This is a genomic window from Methanocaldococcus fervens AG86, assembly GCF_000023985.1.
GTDB classification, from domain to species: domain Archaea; phylum AGJL01; class Methanococci; order Methanococcales; family Methanocaldococcaceae; genus Methanocaldococcus; species Methanocaldococcus fervens.
Map to the genome: position 1 here is coordinate 660,338 of NC_013156.1, position 19,306 is coordinate 679,643.

Sequence of the window (19,306 nt, forward strand, 5' to 3'; positions counted from 1 at the left end):
TTTTTAGTTTTTATTAGTTTTTTATTTTTTATTTATTCTTTAATTTTATTTCTCTTTCTTAAAACTTCATCAACAATCTCCTTAAACACTTCCTCAGTTATAAATTTACCACTTTCTCTAACTTCCTTAACTCTCTTAACGATTTCACACAACGTATCTCTATCGTAATCAATACCCATAAGCTTTAACTTATAGGCAACAGCCCTACATCCAGAATGCTTTCCTAACAAAATGTTTCTTTTAAGCCCTATTTTTTCTGGAAGGAATGGCTCATAGGTTAATGGATTCTCAATAACTGCATCCACATGTATTCCACTCTCGTGAGCAAAAACCAACTCTCCAACTATTGGTTTGTTCTTTGGAAGCTTTATTCCTGAATACTCCTCAACCATTCTGCAAAGTTCTGGAAGCACTTCCAAATTTAATCCCAAATCAACATCATACAAAACAGTTAAAGCCATAATCAGCTCTTCTAAAGCAGCATTTCCAGCCCTCTCTCCAATTCCATTAACTGTTGTAGAAACTGCTTTAGCTCCTCCAATTAAACCATATATTGAGTTTATAACTGCAAATCCAAAGTCGTTGTGGCAGTGAACTCCAATATGTGCCTTTTTCAAATTCTCTTTTAACGTTCTGCAGATAAACTCCATGCTTTGTGGTGTAGCACATCCAGTTGTATCTGCAATATGAACTCTATCAGCTCCAGCCTCTTCAGCGGCTTTATGAACCTTAATTAAATCTTCTATTGGCGTTCGTGTAGCATCTTCGGCAGAGAAAGCAACAAACAACCCATGTTCTTTTGCATACTCAACAGCTTCAACTCCCATGTTTAAAATATCATCTAAGCTTTTGCCATTAAATTTGTATTTTAAATGGAGGGGAGATGTTGCAATAAATGTAATTATCCCATCTACATCACATTCAATTGCCTTATCGATATCTTTCTTTAAAGCTCTACATAAAGCTAAGATATCAGCATTCAACCCTTCATTTGCTATTGTTTTAACTATATCCGCCTCTCTCTCAGATACAATTGGAAAACCTGCCTCAATCTGCTTTAATCCAAGTTCATCCAACTTTCTCGCTATCTCTAATTTTTGTTCTTTTGTAAAGCAAACTCCCGGTGTTTGTTCTCCATCTCTTAAGGTTGTGTCATATATGTAGATATCTTTCAAATCCAACTTTGGATTGTAAGGACAAACTGCCTTCCAGCTATTCTCAAACAAAAAGTCCATAAACACCACCAGCATCTTTTATCTTATCTCAATATTAGCTCCTATACTTCTCATAACCTCAACAAAATTTGGGAATGATATTTTTACAGCTTCCTCTCCCTCAATAATTGTCTCTCCCTCTGCCTTTAATCCAGCAACGGTGAATGCCATAACCAACCTATGGTCGTTATAAGTATTCAATTTAGCTCCTCTCAGCTTTTTAACCCCTCTTATAATCAAACCATCTGGTTTCTCTTCAATATCTGCTCCCATCTTTTTTAACTCTACTGCACAAGCCCTCAACCTATCACATTCTTTCAACCTAACATGCTCTCCATTGTAGATTTCTGTCTTCCCCTCTGCAAAGCATCCAAGAACTGCAATGGTTGGAACCAAATCAGGGATATCTTTAACATCTACATCTATTCCATTTAAGTTATATTCTCCTTCAACAATAACCTTATCTTTTTTAACTTTAATATCAGCTCCCATCTCTTTAACGATATCAATTATCGCCCTATCGCCCTGCTTTGAATCTGCAAATAGGTTTTCAATTGTTATATTTGAATTTATTAAAACTCCTGCTGCTATTAAATATGATGCGGAGGAGTAATCTCCTTCAACAATATAATCTATAGCTTTATATTTCTGATTTCCATAAACTAAAAATCCTTTTTCTGTTTCATCAATCTTTATACCAAATTTACTTAATATATCTAATGTAACATCAATATAAGGTTTTGATTTTAATGGGGTTGTTAATATTATTTCAGTATCTTCTTTATTAAATGGAAGGAGCATCATCAAAGATGTGATAAATTGAGAGCTAATATCCCCTCTAATCTCTACTTTATTTCCATTAATCTCTCCACTCTTTACAATTATTGGTGCAGTTCCATCCATTTTTGACGAAAATGCCTCTATATTCAGCTGTTTTAGAGCATCTAACAAAGGTTGCATTGGTCTCCTTCTTATTGAATCATCTCCAGTTAAAATTGCATATCCTTTTGGTATCTGTGAAGCTATTGATGTTAAAATCCTTAATGTTGTTCCACTATTTCCAATATCTATAACGTTATCTGGTGTTTTTAACTCCCCACCTTTAACAATCCACTTATCTTTATCTTTATCTAATTCAATATCTGCTCCCAACATCCTACATCCATGAACTGAGGAGAGGCAATCAGCTCCCCAAAGGGGATTTTTTATTACACTTTCTCCTTCAGCTAAGAAAGCCCCAATAACAGCCCTATGAGTGTATGATTTTGAAGGTGGGGCTTTAACAGTTCCTTCCAATCTGTCAGTCTTTTTTACAATTAACAAACTATCACCATTAATGATTGTAATATCGTAAATTATTAAAATAAAAAACTACTTTAAGGTTTGTGATTTATATATTATGCCTTAAATTTAAAAAATGATATCTGGCTTTTATACTTTAACAATGTATTTTTTCGAATATTTCTTAAACAATCCAAAAGAGGAGCCGAGCTTTAAATTATATAAGGCTTTATCAATACCTAATATATGAGTTGAGGCGATGTAGTCAATTCCATAACCTTTAACAAATTCTGGAAGTATTTGAGCACTAGGTCCCACTAAAATCTTTAACTTAGCATTTTTAGCCCTATCTAATATCATGTCCAAACTGTTATTTAATATAGAGGTTCCACTAATTAAAACTGCATCCATCTTTGGTAATAAAGTATATTCAAAAGCATCACTTATCGTTTCTGGTGTTGAAATTTTTGGATTCCTCTCAAAAACATAAAACTCAAAATCTCCTTTTTCTTTTAGCATTTTGACCAATGGCATCATATTTCCAATAAATGCAATTTTCTTAATTCCTTTTTTATTCAAAATCAAATTTATTACATCCCTTTTATAATCATCTTCATTTAATTTAATGAAATATTGAGAAACAGCATTTATAGCGGCTAATCCAAGGGTTCTATTGATTACATCTAAATCATTAGCCATAGTTATAAAATCTTCAATTGTTTTCTCTCCAAAATCTACTTTTCTCTTCTCACTATGTCCTTTATATTCCTCTAACAGTGTCATAGCCACTCCTAAAGATTTTTTGCCATCCTTTTCAATCAACACATAGCTGTATGGAAGGGCAAAAGAGAAATCAAGTATTTTAAATTTATAATTATTTGTAATATCTTTGGCTTTTTTAATAATATGATCAATAATCACAATATCACCAAATTAGCAATAATAAAATTTTTTTAAAAGCCCTCTCAGATACCCCAAAGGGTTCATCACATCTCAGCTTCTATTACTCATCATCGAGGACTATTTGTAAGTTTTTTATATGACTATTATAAATATTAAATGTCATCATTTTAACATTTATCAATTAATGAAGGTGAAAATATGGGAATGACTATTGTAGAAAAAATATTAGCAAAGGCTTCTGGAAAGAAAGAGGTTAGTCCAGGAGACATTGTAATGGCAAATATAGATGTGGCTATGGTTCATGACATTACTGGCCCTTTAACAGTAAATACATTAAAAGAGTATGGAATTGAGAAAGTTTGGGATCCAGAAAAGATCGTTGTCTTATTTGACCACCAAGTTCCAGCTGACAGTATAAAAGCTGCTGAAAACCACATATTAATGAGAAAATTTGTTAAAGAGCAAGGCATTAAATACTTCTACGACATTAGAGAAGGAGTTTGCCATCAAGTTTTGCCAGAAAAAGGACATGTAGCTCCTGGAGAGGTTGTTGTTGGTGCTGACAGCCACACATGCACACATGGAGCTTTTGGAGCTTTTGCTACTGGAATTGGTTCAACTGACATGGCTCACGTATTTGCAACAGGTAAATTATGGTTTAAAGTTCCAGAAACAATTTACTTCAACATTACCGGAGATTTGCAACCTTATGTTACTTCAAAGGATGTTATTTTATCAATTATAGGAGAAGTTGGTGTTGATGGGGCTACATACAAAGCTTGCCAGTTTGGTGGAGAAACTGTTAAAAAGATGAGTATTGCATCAAGAATGACAATGACAAACATGGCTATTGAAATGGGAGGAAAAACTGGAATTATAGAGCCAGATGAAAAAACTGTACAGTATGTAAAAGAAGCTATGAAAAAACATGGAACTGAAAGACCATTTGAAATAATAAAAGGAGATGAAGACGCTGAATTTGCTGAAGTTTATGAGATTGAAGCAGATAAAATAGAGCCGGTCTTTGCATGCCCACACAATGTAGATAACGTTAAGCCTGCAAGAGAGGTGGCTGGAAGACCTATAGATCAAGTATTCATTGGTTCATGCACAAACGGAAGATTTGAAGACTTAAAAATGGCTATTGAAATTATAGATAAGCATGGAGGTATAGCAGATAACGTTAGAGTTGTTGTAACTCCTGCTTCAAGAGAAGAGTATTTAAAAGCTTTAAAAGCGGGAATAATTGAGAAATTCTTAAAGTATGGATGTGTTGTTACAAACCCTTCATGCTCTGCATGTATGGGTTCATTATATGGAGTTTTAGGGCCTGGAGAGGTTTGTGTTTCAACATCAAACAGAAACTTTAGAGGTAGACAGGGTTCATTAGAGGCGGAAATTTACTTAGCATCACCAATAACCGCTGCTGCGTGTGCTGTTAAGGGAGAACTAGTAGATCCAAGAGACTTATAAATTTTAAATTTTATTTCTCTTTTTGCTATTTTTATATTTTATATTGTTTAAAATTTTAAATTTATAGAGCAACATTTATAAGAGATAAGGGCAAATTTTAAATTAATTATAAATTTTATGGTGGAATGATGAAAAAGACCAAGGTTATAGTTTTAGCTGAAAACGCATTAACTAATCCAGGAAAATTAACAAGATATTTAAACTCACTAAAACAGCCCATTGTCGTAAAAGAGACATGTTTTGGGGCATATATTGAAGGGGAGGAAGAATTAGTTGATAAATTAGCACAAGATATTAGAAATTTTGAAAAAAATAGGATATTTTGTAAAGATAGAGGTTACCCTATTTGGGATGAGAGGAGATGTAGGGCATTTAGAGGAGGAGGGCCAAGGGAGGGCTTTCACCAATTAGAAGCTGAGCAGGCAGTTTTAGATAAAATTGGTTTGGCATTGGACAAAATTGAAAAAGAAGGATTAACGCCTATGGAAGAGGTTTTAGCTAAAGAGAGGGAGCTAATAAAGAGAGAGAGTAAGATACCGGTTGAAGAATTTAAAAATATAGTTGAGAAGGTATTAGGGAGCAAAAATGAGGCATAAATATAGAAAAGGTAGTGCTTTCGAAAGAGAATTAAAAAAACTTTTAGAAAAGGAGGGATTTGCAGTAGTTAGAAGTGCTGGAAGTAAAGGAGTTGATTTAATAGCAGGAAGAGATGGGGAGATTTTAATATTTGAATGTAAATCATCTTCAAAAAATAGATTTTATATAAGCAGAGAAGATGTTGAAAAGCTTATAGATTTCTCAAAAACCTTTGGAGGAAAGCCATATTTAGCTGTAAAGTTTAATGGAGAAATATTATTTATAAATCCTTATCTTTTATCAACCAACGGGAAAAACTACGTGATTGATGAAAAGATAAAAGTCATTGCCATTGATTTTTATGAAGTTGTTGGTAAAGGGAAGCAGTTAAAAATAGAGGATGTAACTTAATCCAATTTTATGTTTTCACTTATGAGTTTTGTGATTATAACGCTCAATAAAGCTATTTTCTTTGGTTTTACTACAACCGCTATATGCCTATCATCCTTATGAAATCCAACGAGGATTGAAGCCACCCTATTTTCATCAGCAGGCAAAACACCAATTGAAATTCTTCCATCAACACCAAAAACCGTTCCAATATCTTGAATGTCATGAATTTTTATATTATCTTTTTTAAAATCTTTGTTTATTTTTTCTGCTACTAAAACCCCCTGTTCCATTAAAATTTTTAATAAAGCAGCTGATTCAAAATTCATCCTTATGCTCTCTTCAACATCTTTAGATTTCATTTTAAAAATTAACTGTTTTCCCTCAAGCTCTACACCCAATTTTTTATATGGCAAATCAACCACATACACAACTCTCACCAACACAGTTAACAATAATATAAATTGTTTTGTTATTCTCATTATATAAATAATGTGGTTTATCCCCATCTTCTAACTCTTTTTAATACAACTCTCTCCCCACCATCAATATCTCCGTTAAATTCAACAATCAAGCTTCCTTTAGTTCCAAACGTTCCCTTTATAATTCCCCATATATTTTTATCCGGAACATAAACTTTTTCCCCAATAAGTTTTTCCCCAGCTGATTTGGAAGATGCCAAACCTTCAACATAGGTTTTATCTTTTTTCTTAACAACTCTTCCTTCTTTAACAACTATCTTTTTAAGCTCTAAATCTTCAAAGCCAATAACTTCTCCAAATCCACAAATTCTTAATGTTGTTGGTGGCAAATCTAACCTCATTATTAAAACCTTGTCTCCTTCATCAACGACGACTTTTTCATCTAATTTAAAAATACAGTAGCAAGAATCCCCTCCTTTAATTTCTTCTAAAACAATAGGCACTTCTTTATCGTTAACTTTCTCCATTTTATATGGAATTATTGTTGCTGGGACTGTCAAAAGCCCTATATTTATATGAACCTTCATTTTTGGAGCTAAGTTGTATTTAAATAAATTTAAGATTTTTACTTTAGCTATAAACTTATCTATGACCTTTAATTTTGTATCTTCCGATGTTAAAATACATCCCCTAAACAGGCTTTCTGGCTCTACGCCAATTAAAGCCATCCCCACCCTATCTCCAGCATAAGCTATATCAACATCTTGTTTAAAACATTGTATGCTCTTAACTTTGACTTCATGGTTTATTGGTAAGATTTTTAATGTATCTCCAACCTCAACCTTTCCTTTATGAATTGTTCCCGTTACAACAGTCCCCACACCCTTTATTTTAAATGCATGGTCGATAGGCATTTTTAAATAGCTATTTACTTCCCTATTGATGTTTATACTATCCAATAAATTTTTTAGTTCTTTTTTTAACTCTTCAATTCCAATTCCAGTTTTTGCAGAAATTTTAACAATTTTGGAGTTTTTTAAATTAATTGTTGAGTTTAATATCTGCTTCATAAAAGCTTCAGTTCTTTTAATCTCTTCATCACTTGCTATATCTATTTTATTTATGACAACGATTGTAGGTATGCCCAATAAATCTAAAACCAACAAATGTTCTCCTGTTTGTGTCTTCGGTCCTTCTTTAGCATCAACAACCAATAAAGCAGCGTCTATGATACTCCCCGCCCCAATGGCAGTTCTTATTAGCTCAGAGTGTCCAGGAGCATCAACTAAGGTAATCCTGTAATTGTCTAAAGTGAAAGAAGAAAAGCCTAAATCAATAGTTATTCCTCTTTTTTGAGACTCCTTTGGTTTGTCTAATGCAGATGTTGAAGCTATTTCAGTTAATTGTTTTGCCAATTCTGTTTTTCCATGGTCGATATGCCCAAACAGCCCAACATTCACATTTTTCATTTCCATAAGACCACCAAACATTATTTTTGTTTTTTTGCCCTTAATCTTTCTCTTCTGACTACAAACCATCTTCTTGGTTTTTCTATACCTAAAAATTTAATCTTTGCTTTTCTTATTGTTCCGGAAACCCCTAAGCAGATGATATTTATTGGTTTTTCTTTAAATTCTCTAACTAAAATTAGAGAGCTTTTTACATAATCAACATTTTCCCTTTGACATCTCAAAATTCCATAGGGGAAATCGTAATAAACGAGCCATGGATTTGCTTTAGATGTTCCCCAAAAGCCATAATATTCTAAAACAGCTTTTCTAATTAAATTAACAACCTCTCCTTCTTTTAATTCTTCATCATACAATATTTTAAAAGCAATATATCTCTTTTTCTCTCTTAAAGTTGGTGGCAGTGTTTTAAGCATTATATCACACAGCTGTATTTTATATTTTCAAAACAAAAGTTTTTATTATTTAAGGTTTATTAATAAAATTTAGAAACTATCTTATAGGGGAGACTATGCTCAAAGATTACGCCCTCAAACTATTAAAAAAATCTTTGGAATACGATATCGGATTTGGAGATATAACCACGGCTTCAACAATTCCAGAAGGTGTAGAAGCTAAAGGAGTTATTAAATCTAAGGAACCTTGCATTGTTTGTGGAGTTGATTTTATTGTTGCGTTTTTTGAAGAGTATGGCATTAAATGCAAAAAGTTATTTAACGATGGAGATGAAGCTTATGGAAATATATTAGAGCTTGAAGGTGATGCAAAAACCATATTAATGCTTGAAAGAACTGCTTTAAATTTGTTGATGCATCTCTCTGGAATAGCCACGATAACAAACAGAATAGTTAAAAAAGTTAGAAAAGTTAATAAAAAAGTTAAAATTGCATGCACGAGGAAGACTCTTCCCTTATTATCTCCTCTACAAAAATATGCAGTTTATGTTGGAGGAGGAGATACACATAGATTTAGATTAGATGATTGTGTCTTAATCAAAGATAATCATATAGCAATAGTCGGAATAAAAGAGGCTATAAGGAAAGCTAGGGAAAATGTTAGCTTTACAAAGAAGATTGAGGTTGAGGTTAGCAACTTTGATGAGTTGAAAGAAGCCTTAGAGGAGAGAGCTGATATAATAATGCTCGATAACTTTAAACCAGAAGATGTTGAAAAAGCTTTAAATATAATTGATGATTTTAAAAAAACTACCGGATTTAGACCAATAATTGAAGTTAGTGGAGGAATTAGGGAAGAGAATATTTTAGAATATGCAAAATACAATGTTGATGTTATTTCCCTTGGAATGCTAACACATTCAGTAAAAAGTGTTGATATGAGCTTAGATATAACATTCTCAAAACAAATGTAAATAAAGATTTTATATATTTATTTAGTAAAATTTATATATCTATTAAATAACAAATCCATTTATAAATTCGTTGTATTGGGTAATACCATGGAAATAATCATTTTTTTAATGTTGCTAACATCTACTGGATTAGTTGGGGTGTATTGTATATTAACTAAGAATAAAACATCAACAATGAATGAATATAAAAAATTGAGGGAGGAAAAAATAAATAATGAAATTAAAATGTTAAAAATTTTAAAGAATGAAATATCTCCAAAAATATCTGATGACCTTATCAAAAATATAATGGAAAGTGAAAACAAACTTTTGGATAAAATTTTTAAAGAATGAATGTGTGGGGGAAGATATTTCACAAAAATTAAGAAGAAGTGAATAAAACCCCAACAACTTCAACAAATTTTGGGTTTTTTAGTTTTTTATCAAAATACATGCAAACTCCAACCATTATATTTCTTTTTTTAGCTATAATATAATCACACTCACATCCAATCATTTCAAAACTCTCTTTCATTCTTTCAAAACCAAAAGTGTCAGGGTAGAGAGGATTTTCATTTAAAATCTCATTTATTCTACTAACAAATTTATCTATCTCATCAACATCATCAACTATCTCATACCCTTCTTTTTTCAATTTTTCGATTAGGTAATCTTTAATGTTATCAAATTTTTCAAACTCTTCATCTCTACAAACCCCCTTAACCATTAACATCTCATCCGTTTCAAATAATGGCTTAGAACCTTTAAAAGCATTTAAGGCATGCATTAATTTACCAATATTAGCTTTCCACATTACTAACACCAATTATAAGTTTTTAACTTCCTCACAGTATTTTTTAATGAGTTCAGCTGATTTTTTAAATGCAGTAAACTCATCTTTATCCAACTCGATTGATACAACTTCTTCAACTCCATCCTTTCCAATTTTAACTGGAACCCCTATACAAACATCTCTAATTCCATCAAACTCCCCATCCACGTAGGCAGATAAGGTTAATAGCCTCTTTTCATTATTTACAATACACCTAATTACGTTCAAAATAGCTGCTGCTGGTCCAAATTCAGAACCTCCTTTTAATCTAATAATCTCCTCCCCCTTTGTTTTAACATCCTCTATAATCTCATCAATAGGCAAATCCTTGAATTTTTCAAATTTGTCTATTGGAATTCCTCCGATGGATGTAGCACTCAATAAAGGAACCATGGTGTCTCCATGCTCTCCAATAATTCTTGTCCTGACTTCATCAATATGAACTCCAAAGAATTTGGCAATAGCAACCTTAAACCTCAAAGAATCTAAGTGTGTCCCTAAACCAAAAACCTGATTTCTTTCAAATTTTGAATCTACTAAAGCCTTATATGTCATCACATCTACAGGATTTGTTATAACGAATATCTTTGTATCACATATTTCAGCTATTTTTTTAGCATAGTTACCAACAATTTTTGCATTTATTTTTGCTAAATCCATCCTACTCATTCCCTCTTTTCTTGGAACACCACTCGTTATTATTACAACATCACTTTCATCCACGATTTTCAAATTTTCATCACTGCTAACGTATATGTTTGCATCACTCCTCGTTCCTGCTAAGGCATCGTAAATATCCTCTTTTAATCCTTCTAATTTGTTTATTGAGTGTTCCCTCCCTATCAAAACCAAATCCTTCATAAAAGGTTCTTTGGCCAATAACAAAGCTGTTGCACTCCCAACTCTACCAGAAGCTCCAATAATAGAAACTTTCATACTATCCCTCAGAAGAACTTTTATTTTAATTTATTTTTAAAATAAAATAGAAATTAAAGTTTTTCAACAAAAGAATAGATTGAATTAACGTTATTTGATAATATTTCCTCAGCCTCATCTAACACATCATTTAAGGAACTTATGGTGATTGCTGGCTGTGAAATTTCAGATAAAAATTTGTGAATATCGTTTTCATGGAAGAGAATCCCTTCATAATACCTAAGATTTGGGATTGCATATAAAACTCCATCTAAAGATGTTATTTCTCTTGAGGCATCAACTATTGTGTCAATTGTTAAAGTCATAGTTCCAGACGTTTTTGATACTTTTGCCTTTCTGTATGTTTTTAAAATTCCTACCTTTGCCTTCTCAATAAATGGAGCTACTCTTTTGTAGGTGTTATCAGCTTCATAAATATCAACATCAAAAACTCCCTTAGGGTCTTCAACAATAACAACTTTTGGATCAAACTTGGCTAAAAATTCTGGCTCAATTCCCCCTAATCCAGTTAAATCAACAATTAAATCAGGATTTACCTCATTTTTCATAAACTTTAATTTAAATTCATTTAAACTCAAAAATTCTATGCTGTTATTTGAGACAAATCCTTTCATAAATTCGTAGATATCGACCAAATAAACCTTTTCAGCATATTTTGATAACTTTTGAGCTACATAATTTCCCCACAAATAAACTCCAAATACCACAACCTCCTTAAACTCTTCTCCCTCCAAAAAATTTCTAATTGCATTATATTTTTTCTTAGCTATTTCAGTAATTATATCAATAACTCTTGTTTTTGTATCAATTGTTTTTACTGTTTCAGTTATCCCATACTTCATAACTCCACCTCCAAACGAAAAAATATAAAAATTAAATGTCAATTCCAATCCTCTTTAAAGCCTCAATTAGCTCTTTTTTTATTCTCTCCTCAATATCCTCCTTATGAATAACTGATGAAGGAGATAAAGCCGCTGTTAAAACTCTTCCCTTCTCATCCAATATTATAAGCATAGAACCAGAGCCAGGAACTCCCAATCTTCCTCTCGCAATGTATAAATCAGCTTTTTCAGTATCAACAGCCATTAATCCTTTGTTTAAAGCTGGCATTCGCGTTAAATCAGCAAATCTTGTATCTATGTTAAGCATTTTTATCTCTGCATTACAAATTCTTAACATAATATCTCTTATTACTTTAAATTTCTTTTGATTGTTTGTAGCAACAACAATTTTTTTTGCATTAATTATCTTTTCCTGAATTTTCTTTACTTCTTCTCTTTTATCTCCTCTTCTTGTATTGTTGATTGATTCGATGAATGCATTTTTAATTATTTCTTCCATTTTAAGCCCTCTTATATAGAGATGTTTTGATGAAACTTTTTCTAAAAGTTTCACTAAAAGGTTGTTAGACTCTCTTCAACCAGTCTAAATCGTTCTTATGCAAATCCCTAATATCAGTTAATCCACATCTCAACATAGCCAACCTACTAAACCCTATACCCCATGCTAAAACTGGTTTTTTGATGCCTATTGGATCCAAAACTTCAGGCCTAAATATTCCTGCCCCCAAAATTTCCAACCATCCTTTTCCTTCTAAATAAACCTCTGCCTCCAATGATGGCTCAGTAAATGGGAAATAAGCTGGTCTAAATCTAACCTTCTCAAAACCTAATCTATTCAAAAATTCTTTTAAAACGCCAATTAAGTTGTTGAAATTAACGTTATCATCCATTATAATTCCTTCACACTGATAAAACTCTGGTAAGTGTTTATAATCAATAGCCTCATTCCTAAAAACCCTATCTATACAAAATACTTTATGTGGCTTGTTTTTTTCATCATCTGACAATGAAGCTAAATATCTTATAGATGATGCAGTTGTGTGAGTTCTTAAAATCAATCTCTTTGAAACATTTTCATCAAATTTATATTTCCAGCATCTTTCATGAACCTCTCTGACCTTATCCAATAAATCTTCTGAAATATCCCCAACTTTTGGATATTTTAAGAAGAAAGTGTCTTGCATCTCTCTTGCTGGATGGTCTTGTGGCTCAAAGAGCATGTCAAAGTTCCAAAACTCTGTTTCAACTATTGGACTTTTAACCTCTTTAAATCCCATTGCTAATAAAATCTCTTTAACCTCTCTGATAATTCTTGTTAATGGATGGATTTTAGCCGGATATACTGGCTTTGTAGGAACTTTAACATCATAAGGTCTGATATAAGCTTTTTTCCACTTTCCACTTATTATTATATCTCTTGTTAGCTGAGTTATCTCCCCTTCAATCTCAATAGGTTCTTTTATAAACTCTTTTCCTTTTTCAGTTAATTTTATCTTTATTTCTTTCTCCTCATCAAAATCTACATATCCTCTCTTTTTTAAAATCTCTATGATTTTCTTTTCCTCTTCGCTAAAGTTGTCAAAATATTTATATTCTTTAATTTTTTTCAACACTTCTTCTTCAACATCTTCGTAATCCAAGTTATCGAAAATAATTTTTCCTTTTTCAATCTTTGCTATTCCTTTTCTTTTTATGGCTCCCAAAGCTGCGTTAATCTCCTCTTTTGGTAAGATATCTTTTAAGTTTTTAATTTCAATTTCGTTTTTGTTTTGCTGTTTTAAATATTTGGCAATTTTCCTCTCTGGAAAATCCTCTTCATTGATAACCTTTACTATTTTCTTAACCTTCTCTTCTGTTTCAGCCAAACCCTTCCCTTTCAGCCATAGAGAAACTCTCAAAATCTTCTCTTTTGGCATAAATCTTTCTAATTCATTTAAATCAAACTCTTCCCTGTTGTTATCTTGGAAAATCTTTAACAACCTCTTCTCATCTATGTGAAGTTCCATAATCATCACCGCATATTCAAAATTATTATGTTTTTATAATAGCTATTTCCTTAATAAATAGATAACTCTACATCAAATTGATATTAAATGTTAGTTATTGGTTTGGGGATTGTTATGTTTAACGATGAAGACATTAAAATAATCGATGAAATTTATAAAGAAGGCTATTTATTCGCTCAATATGGAATATATGTAAAGAAAAAATTTAAAGAGAGGATTTTTAAGATTCCAGTTGATATTGGGCTTGGATGTCCACATAAAAAAAATGGAGGGTGTATTTTTTGTCCAGAAATGGGAAGGCCGATATCAGTTAAATACTGCAATGCAAAAATCCCACTAAAAGAACAGATTGAAAAACAAATGGAAAATCAAAAAAAGAAAGGATTTGAAAAATTTCACATCTACTTCTATCCTGGAACTAACACATATGCGCCAGCAGAAAAATTAAAAGAAATCTGGGATTTTTGTTTATCGTATGAGGATGTTATTGGATTGTCTATAGGAACCAGGCCAGATTGCTTAGAAAAAGAAAAACTTGATATATTAAAGGAGTATGTTGAAAATGGCTATGATATATGGATAGATTTGGGCATTCAAAGTATGCATCAAAAAACACTTGAGATTTTAAATAGGGGGCATAACGTATCTGACACAATAAATGCAATAAAAGAATGCCATAAAAGAGGGATAAAAGTTTGTGGACATATTATTTTAGGATTGCCAGGAGAAAGTTGGAAGGAAATGATGGAGACGGCAAAAATATTATCTTTATTGGGGGTTGAATCAGTTAAGATTTACCCGTTAGTGGTTATTAAAAATACAAAATTGGAGGAGATGTATTGGATGGGAGAGTATAGAACTTTAGACGAAAAACAGTATGTGAATTTGGTTTGTGATTTTTTAGAGCATTTATCTCCTTATGTATTAATTCAAAGGCTTTCAAAGGATAAGGTTCCAGGAGAGATTAAAATTTCTCCAGAATGGGACTTAAATAGGTTTAAAGTTATGAACAGAGTAAATGAGATATTGAAAAAAAGAGGTAGCCGACAGGGAGCAAAATTTTATTTCTAAAAATTTCTTTTCTATTTTTATTTTATTTAATTATTCATATAACTAATTTCCATACCGTTCCGATCTGATTTTAACCCGAACGACACTAAGATATTGTGGTTTGATACAACAGTATTTCCATACCGTTCCGGTCTGATTTTAACTGTAACATTGGATTGTAAAGTTACAAAAACTAACATATTTCCATACCGTTCCGGTCTGATTTTAACATTGAAGAAATATCCGTTAACTGCAGGAAGAGAGTAATGTTTATTTCCATACCGTTCCGGTCTGATTTTAACAATATGTTATTAAACAGCTAAGAAGTGAGTATGATAAATTTCCATACCGTTCCGGTCTGATTTTAACCCACTATAAACAGCTGTAAGCTCTATACTATCATCATTTCCATACCGTTCCGGTCTGATTTTAACTTTGTTTAAGCTTCTCTTTCTTCTTTATAGCCTTTTCAGCATTTCCATACCGTTCCGGTCTGATTTTAACTGGTTATAATACACACTCGCTCAGGTATGCGTTCATTACTATTTCCATACCGTTCCGGTCTGATTTTAACTATTTGCTCTATGTGCTGTAATGTTGCCGATTCATTTCCATACCGTTCCGGTCTGATTTTAACTCTACATAAACTTTTGCAGTCAGAAATCTCGCTTCTGATTTCCATACCGTTCCGGTCTGATTTTAACAAAAATCTCTCAGAGAAAATAAAAGACCTGCCGTTGCATTTCCATACCGTTCCGGTCTGATTTTAACTTAAATTCCAGCCTCTTCTCCTTCTTCTTTAACTCCTCCATTTCCATACCGTTCCGGTCTGATTTTAACAATTATATACCAGATAATGAAACAAGAAAAGAGTATGATTTCCATACCGTTCCGGTCTGATTTTAACGGAAAAATAGCCAAGATAGATGTAGGAACAAGCAACTAATTTCCATACCGTTCCGGTCTGATTTTAACTTGGGATTATGGTCCTTACTATCTACCAAGACCCTTAGAGGATTTCCATACCGTTCCGGTCTGATTTTAACTCATTAGCTGAAAAGCTGAAAGCACTTAAAAAGGCAATTTCCATACCGTTCCGGTCTGATTTTAACACCTTGCAGTCATCAAATTCAAATACGCCTTCAATTTCCATACCGTTCCGGTCTGATTTTAACAGGGCAATTATTTGAGATAAGTATATTTTTAGCATTCTTAATATTTATGCTTTTCGTTACCTTATAAGTCGAAGGGTATTTAACCTCATTCATTTATATACCTCTGCATACATATAAATTTTGCTTATTAGACTTAAAAAAGAATTTTAAAGCAATTATTTTTTAAAATAATAATTTTTTATTGTGGAAATCATACTTCAAAATAATTGACCAAAAACTCTTAAAAATTCCATATAATTTAATTAATCTAAATACTTAAAATTTCTAAAATAAACTTCCCTGTGAAATTCAATAAAAATTTCCAAAATAGAAAAATAAGTTATAAAAACTAATTATTTCGAAAATAAAACTCTTTCAGCGAGATAAACACAATTTAAATATTTAAATTTAATAAAAAACAAAGAATAAGAATTAAAGCATAATATTATAAAAGTTAATGCCATATCACAACATCAATAAATTGAAATGAGGGGGAATATGATTATTGGAATATTAGCAATTCAGGGAGATGTTGAAGAGCACGAAGAGGCAGTAAAAAAAGCAGGATATGAGGCAAAGAAAGTTAAAAGAGCTGAAGATTTGGAAGGGATCGATGCGTTAATAATCCCAGGAGGGGAGAGCACAACCATAGGAAAGTTGATGAAAAAATATGGTTTATTAGAAAAAATAAAAAATTCTGATTTGCCAATATTAGGGACATGTGCAGGGATGGTTTTGTTGTCAAAAGGTACTGGAATTAATCAAATTTTATTGGAATTGATGGATATAACGGTTAAAAGAAATGCATATGGAAGGCAGGTTGACAGCTTTGAAAAAGAAATAGAATTTAAAGATTTAGGAAAAATTTACGGTGTATTTATAAGAGCTCCAGTAGTAGATAAGATTTTAAGTGATGATGTTGAAGTTATAGCAAGAGAGGGAGATAAAATAGTTGGAGTGAAACAAGGAAAGTATATGGCATTATCCTTCCATCCAGAACTTTCCGAAGATGGATATAAAGTTTATAAGTATTTTGTTGAAAACTGCGTAAAAAAATAAAATCTTTTTTACCAAATTTAATTTATTTTATTTTTCAATTTTACTAAAAGATTGCGTGAAATTATGACTGCATTAATAATATGTGAAAAGCCCAGTGTTGCTAAAAAAATAGCAAACGCTTTAGGAAAAGCTAAGAAAAAAAGCATTGATGGAGTTCCATACTACGAATTAGAAAGAGATGGGAAAAAAATCATTGTTGCGAGTGCTGTTGGACATTTATTTACTTTAGTTGAGAAGGAAAATAAAGAATTTGGAACCTATCCAGTTTTTGATGTAAAATGGGTGCCCGCAAGCGTTGATAAAGGAAAAGAGTATGTAAATAAATACATAAAAGCATTAAAAAAACTGTCAAAAGAGGCAAATGAGTTCTATGTAGCAACAGATTGGGATATTGAAGGGGAGTTAATAGGTTATCATGCATTAAAATATTGCTGTGGAAGAGAAAAAGCAAAAAGGATGAGATTTTCATCATTAACAAAAAAAGAGATCGTTAAAGCTTTTGAAAATCCTGATGAAATTGATTATGGGTTAGTTGATGCTGGGGAGAGCAGGCATATTGTAGATTGGTATTTTGGTATAAATTTGTCAAGGGCTTTAATGAATGCCATAAGGGCAGTGAATAGATGGAAAACAATGAGTATTGGTAGAGTCCAAGGTCCTGCATTAGCTTTTTTAACCGAAAGAGAGTTAGAAATTAAAAAATTTGTCCCAAAACCATATTGGGTTATTGAAGCTCTATTAAAGGATAATTTAAAAGCTATACATGAAAAGGAAAAATTTTGGGATGAAAAGGAAGCAAAAAATATTTATGAAAAAATAAAAGATGAAAAAACTGCCAAAGTTTTAGAAGTAAAGAAAACAAAAAGAAAGATAAAGCCCCTTCCACCATTTGATTTGGGGACTTTACAGAGAGAGGCTTACAGCTATTTTAAAATATCTCCAAAAGAAACGCAAGAAATTGCCCAAAATTTATATGAAAAAGCTCTTATTAGTTATCCAAGGACAAGCTCTCAAAAACTTCCAAAAGATAGGAAATATTTAGAAGATATTTTAAAAATAATAAAAGAGCATCCAATTTATGGAAAATGGGTAGGCAGAATTTTAAAAGATAATTTAAAACCAGTTGGGGGAAAGAAAGAAGATCCTGCACATCCTGCCATACATATTGTAGATGTCCCAAAGGAAGAACTTTCTGAGAAGGAGAAAAAGATTTATGATTTAATTGCAAGAAGAACTTTAGCTGCATTTTGGGATAACGCAGAGAGAGAATATTTAAACATAAAAATTGACATTAAAGGGGAGATATTTAAGCTATCTGGCTCAAGGACTGTAAAAGAAGGTTGGCATGAAATTTACTACTTCCCAAAATTTGATGAAGTTGAGCTACCTCCATTAAAGAAAAACGATATAATAAATATTGAAAAAATAACGATAACGAGAAAAGAAACCCAGCCACCAAAAAGATACACTGTCGCAAGCATAATTAAAGAATTAGAGAAAAAAGGATTAGGAACAAAGGCTACAAGGGCAGAGATTGTAGATAAATTAATAAAAAGAGGTTACGTTGTAGATGAAGGTTCTTTAAAAGTAACTGACTTGGGAATTTCAGTAATTGAAACGTTAAAAAGATTCTGTCCAGAAATTATTGATGAAAAGATGACAAGAGATTTAGAGGAGAAGTTAGAAAAAATACAGTTTAGGAAAATTAAGAAAGATGATGTTTTAGAAGAAGCAGAAAAGAAATTGAGGAAGATATTGGAAGAATTTAAAAAGAAAGAGAAAGATATTGGAACTTATCTTATAAAAAACTTAGATTCCACAAATAAAAAAGCAAAAATTGTAGGAAAATGTCCAAAATGTGGGGGAGATTTAATTTTAATTAGATACAATAAAAGCAGGTTTGTTGGTTGCTCTAACTATCCTGAATGTGATGTAAAATACTCTCTACCAGATAAGGGAAGAATAAAAATTCCAAATAAATCTTGTGAAGCTTGTAAATCACCTATCTTAAAAATCGGAGACAAGGAGGTTTGTATTAATCCAGAATGTCCTTTAAAATATGTTGAAGTTAAAGAAGAAAATAAAAAATGCCCTAAGTGCGGAGGGGATTTAATTTTAAAGAAAGGGATTTACGGAGCTTTTTATGGCTGTTCCAATTATCCAAAGTGTAAATATACTGAGCCGGTAAATAAAAAAGAGAAAGAAGTTGTTGGCAAGTGTCCAAAATGCGGGGGAGATTTAGTAATTAGAGAAGGGAAATTTGGGAAATTTGCTGGCTGTTCAAACTATCCAAAATGTAAATACACAGAAAAACTAAAAATAGTCGAAAAAGAAGAAAAATAAAAAAATAA

The 19,306-nt window shown here is 31.8% G+C and carries 19 protein-coding genes and 1 CRISPR repeat array; of the genes, 8 read left to right on the forward strand and 11 right to left on the reverse strand.

What is annotated here, in order from left to right:
- Nucleotides 1–32: 32 nt before the first annotated feature.
- The 3 genes from MEFER_RS03575 to MEFER_RS03585 all read right to left on the reverse strand — a co-directional run bounded on the left by MEFER_RS03575 (nucleotide 33) and on the right by MEFER_RS03585 (nucleotide 3,416).
- A complete protein-coding gene (locus MEFER_RS03575; RefSeq protein ID WP_015791265.1) occupies nucleotides 33–1,235 on the reverse strand; it encodes a homocitrate synthase family protein in 1,203 nt (400 codons plus the stop codon).
- Between the two features lie 18 nt (nucleotides 1,236–1,253).
- Nucleotides 1,254–2,537, reverse strand: coding sequence for a 3-phosphoshikimate 1-carboxyvinyltransferase (gene aroA / locus MEFER_RS03580; RefSeq protein WP_015791266.1), 1,284 nt, complete (start codon nucleotides 2,535–2,537; stop codon nucleotides 1,254–1,256).
- A gap of 108 nt (nucleotides 2,538–2,645) precedes the next feature.
- Nucleotides 2,646–3,416 carry a Rossmann-like domain-containing protein gene (locus MEFER_RS03585; RefSeq protein ID WP_015791267.1) on the reverse strand — a complete coding sequence of 257 codons (771 nt, stop codon included), beginning with the start codon at nucleotides 3,414–3,416 and terminating at the stop codon, nucleotides 2,646–2,648.
- Nucleotides 3,417–3,596: 180 nt separating this feature from the next.
- Between MEFER_RS03585 and leuC the strand changes: the two genes are divergently transcribed.
- The 3 genes from leuC to hjc all read left to right on the forward strand — a co-directional run bounded on the left by leuC (nucleotide 3,597) and on the right by hjc (nucleotide 5,858).
- A complete protein-coding gene (leuC, locus tag MEFER_RS03590; RefSeq protein WP_015791268.1) occupies nucleotides 3,597–4,871 on the forward strand; it encodes an isopropylmalate/citramalate isomerase large subunit in 1,275 nt (424 codons plus the stop codon).
- Between the two features lie 128 nt (nucleotides 4,872–4,999).
- A complete protein-coding gene (locus MEFER_RS03595) occupies nucleotides 5,000–5,467 on the forward strand; it encodes a methanogenesis marker 6 protein (RefSeq protein ID WP_015791269.1) in 468 nt (155 codons plus the stop codon).
- Complete coding sequence (gene hjc, locus MEFER_RS03600; protein WP_015791270.1) at nucleotides 5,457–5,858, forward strand: Holliday junction resolvase Hjc; 402 nt, start codon at nucleotides 5,457–5,459, stop codon at nucleotides 5,856–5,858. Before MEFER_RS03595 ends, hjc begins: the two co-directional genes overlap by 11 nt.
- Here hjc and MEFER_RS03605 read toward each other — a convergent pair.
- From MEFER_RS03605 to MEFER_RS03615, 3 genes are all read right to left on the reverse strand, one after another.
- Nucleotides 5,855–6,268, reverse strand: a complete 414-nt coding sequence (locus MEFER_RS03605) for a hypothetical protein (protein ID WP_052294371.1) — start codon at nucleotides 6,266–6,268, stop codon at nucleotides 5,855–5,857. The two genes, hjc and MEFER_RS03605, sit on opposite strands and share 4 nt — an antisense overlap.
- 68 nt (nucleotides 6,269–6,336) lie before the next feature.
- Nucleotides 6,337–7,734, reverse strand: coding sequence for a selenocysteine-specific translation elongation factor (gene selB / locus MEFER_RS03610; RefSeq protein WP_015791272.1), 1,398 nt, complete (start codon nucleotides 7,732–7,734; stop codon nucleotides 6,337–6,339).
- 14 nt (nucleotides 7,735–7,748) lie between these two features.
- The gene (locus tag MEFER_RS03615) at nucleotides 7,749–8,144 is read right to left on the reverse strand and encodes an Rpp14/Pop5 family protein (protein ID WP_015791273.1); all 396 of its coding nucleotides are present in this window, start codon (nucleotides 8,142–8,144) and stop codon (nucleotides 7,749–7,751) included.
- A gap of 95 nt (nucleotides 8,145–8,239) precedes the next feature.
- On the opposite strand from MEFER_RS03615, the gene nadC reads away from it, so the two are divergent.
- Together nadC and MEFER_RS03625 are read left to right on the forward strand one after the other, a co-directional pair.
- The gene (gene nadC / locus MEFER_RS03620; RefSeq protein WP_015791274.1) at nucleotides 8,240–9,097 is read left to right on the forward strand and encodes a carboxylating nicotinate-nucleotide diphosphorylase; all 858 of its coding nucleotides are present in this window, start codon (nucleotides 8,240–8,242) and stop codon (nucleotides 9,095–9,097) included.
- Between the two features lie 87 nt (nucleotides 9,098–9,184).
- Entirely contained in the window at nucleotides 9,185–9,430 is a 246-nt protein-coding gene (locus MEFER_RS03625; protein WP_015791275.1) for a hypothetical protein, read from the forward strand.
- Between the two features lie 28 nt (nucleotides 9,431–9,458).
- Here the strand turns inward: MEFER_RS03625 and MEFER_RS03630 are convergent, their stop codons facing one another.
- From MEFER_RS03630 to pheS, 5 genes are all read right to left on the reverse strand, one after another.
- Complete coding sequence (locus tag MEFER_RS03630; RefSeq protein ID WP_015791276.1) at nucleotides 9,459–9,890, reverse strand: DUF2120 family protein; 432 nt, start codon at nucleotides 9,888–9,890, stop codon at nucleotides 9,459–9,461.
- Nucleotides 9,891–9,902: 12 nt separating this feature from the next.
- Nucleotides 9,903–10,844 (reverse strand): L-2-hydroxycarboxylate dehydrogenase, encoded by a 942-nt coding sequence (gene mdhB / locus MEFER_RS03635; RefSeq protein WP_015791277.1) that lies wholly within the window; start codon nucleotides 10,842–10,844, stop codon nucleotides 9,903–9,905.
- 53 nt (nucleotides 10,845–10,897) lie between these two features.
- Nucleotides 10,898–11,686: an SAM-dependent methyltransferase HcgC family protein gene (locus tag MEFER_RS03640; protein WP_015791278.1), complete on the reverse strand. Its 789-nt coding sequence runs from the start codon at nucleotides 11,684–11,686 to the stop codon at nucleotides 10,898–10,900.
- 31 nt (nucleotides 11,687–11,717) lie between these two features.
- Nucleotides 11,718–12,185, reverse strand: a complete 468-nt coding sequence (locus MEFER_RS03645) for a DUF3236 domain-containing protein (RefSeq protein ID WP_015791279.1) — start codon at nucleotides 12,183–12,185, stop codon at nucleotides 11,718–11,720.
- A gap of 64 nt (nucleotides 12,186–12,249) precedes the next feature.
- Nucleotides 12,250–13,692 (reverse strand): phenylalanine--tRNA ligase subunit alpha, encoded by a 1,443-nt coding sequence (gene pheS / locus MEFER_RS03650; RefSeq protein ID WP_048056316.1) that lies wholly within the window; start codon nucleotides 13,690–13,692, stop codon nucleotides 12,250–12,252.
- Between the two features lie 114 nt (nucleotides 13,693–13,806).
- On the opposite strand from pheS, the gene MEFER_RS03655 reads away from it, so the two are divergent.
- The 3 genes from MEFER_RS03655 to topA all read left to right on the forward strand — a co-directional run bounded on the left by MEFER_RS03655 (nucleotide 13,807) and on the right by topA (nucleotide 19,298).
- Nucleotides 13,807–14,763: a TIGR01212 family radical SAM protein gene (locus tag MEFER_RS03655; RefSeq protein ID WP_157200677.1), complete on the forward strand. Its 957-nt coding sequence runs from the start codon at nucleotides 13,807–13,809 to the stop codon at nucleotides 14,761–14,763.
- Nucleotides 14,764–14,808: 45 nt separating this feature from the next.
- Nucleotides 14,809–15,917: a CRISPR direct-repeat array (repeat unit 30 nt; unit sequence ATTTCCATACCGTTCCGGTCTGATTTTAAC).
- Nucleotides 15,918–16,394: 477 nt separating this feature from the next.
- Nucleotides 16,395–16,955 carry a pyridoxal 5'-phosphate synthase glutaminase subunit PdxT gene (pdxT, locus tag MEFER_RS03660; RefSeq protein WP_015791282.1) on the forward strand — a complete coding sequence of 187 codons (561 nt, stop codon included), beginning with the start codon at nucleotides 16,395–16,397 and terminating at the stop codon, nucleotides 16,953–16,955.
- A gap of 63 nt (nucleotides 16,956–17,018) precedes the next feature.
- Complete coding sequence (gene topA, locus MEFER_RS03665) at nucleotides 17,019–19,298, forward strand: DNA topoisomerase I (protein WP_015791283.1); 2,280 nt, start codon at nucleotides 17,019–17,021, stop codon at nucleotides 19,296–19,298.
- The last annotated feature ends 8 nt before the right edge of the window (nucleotides 19,299–19,306 follow it).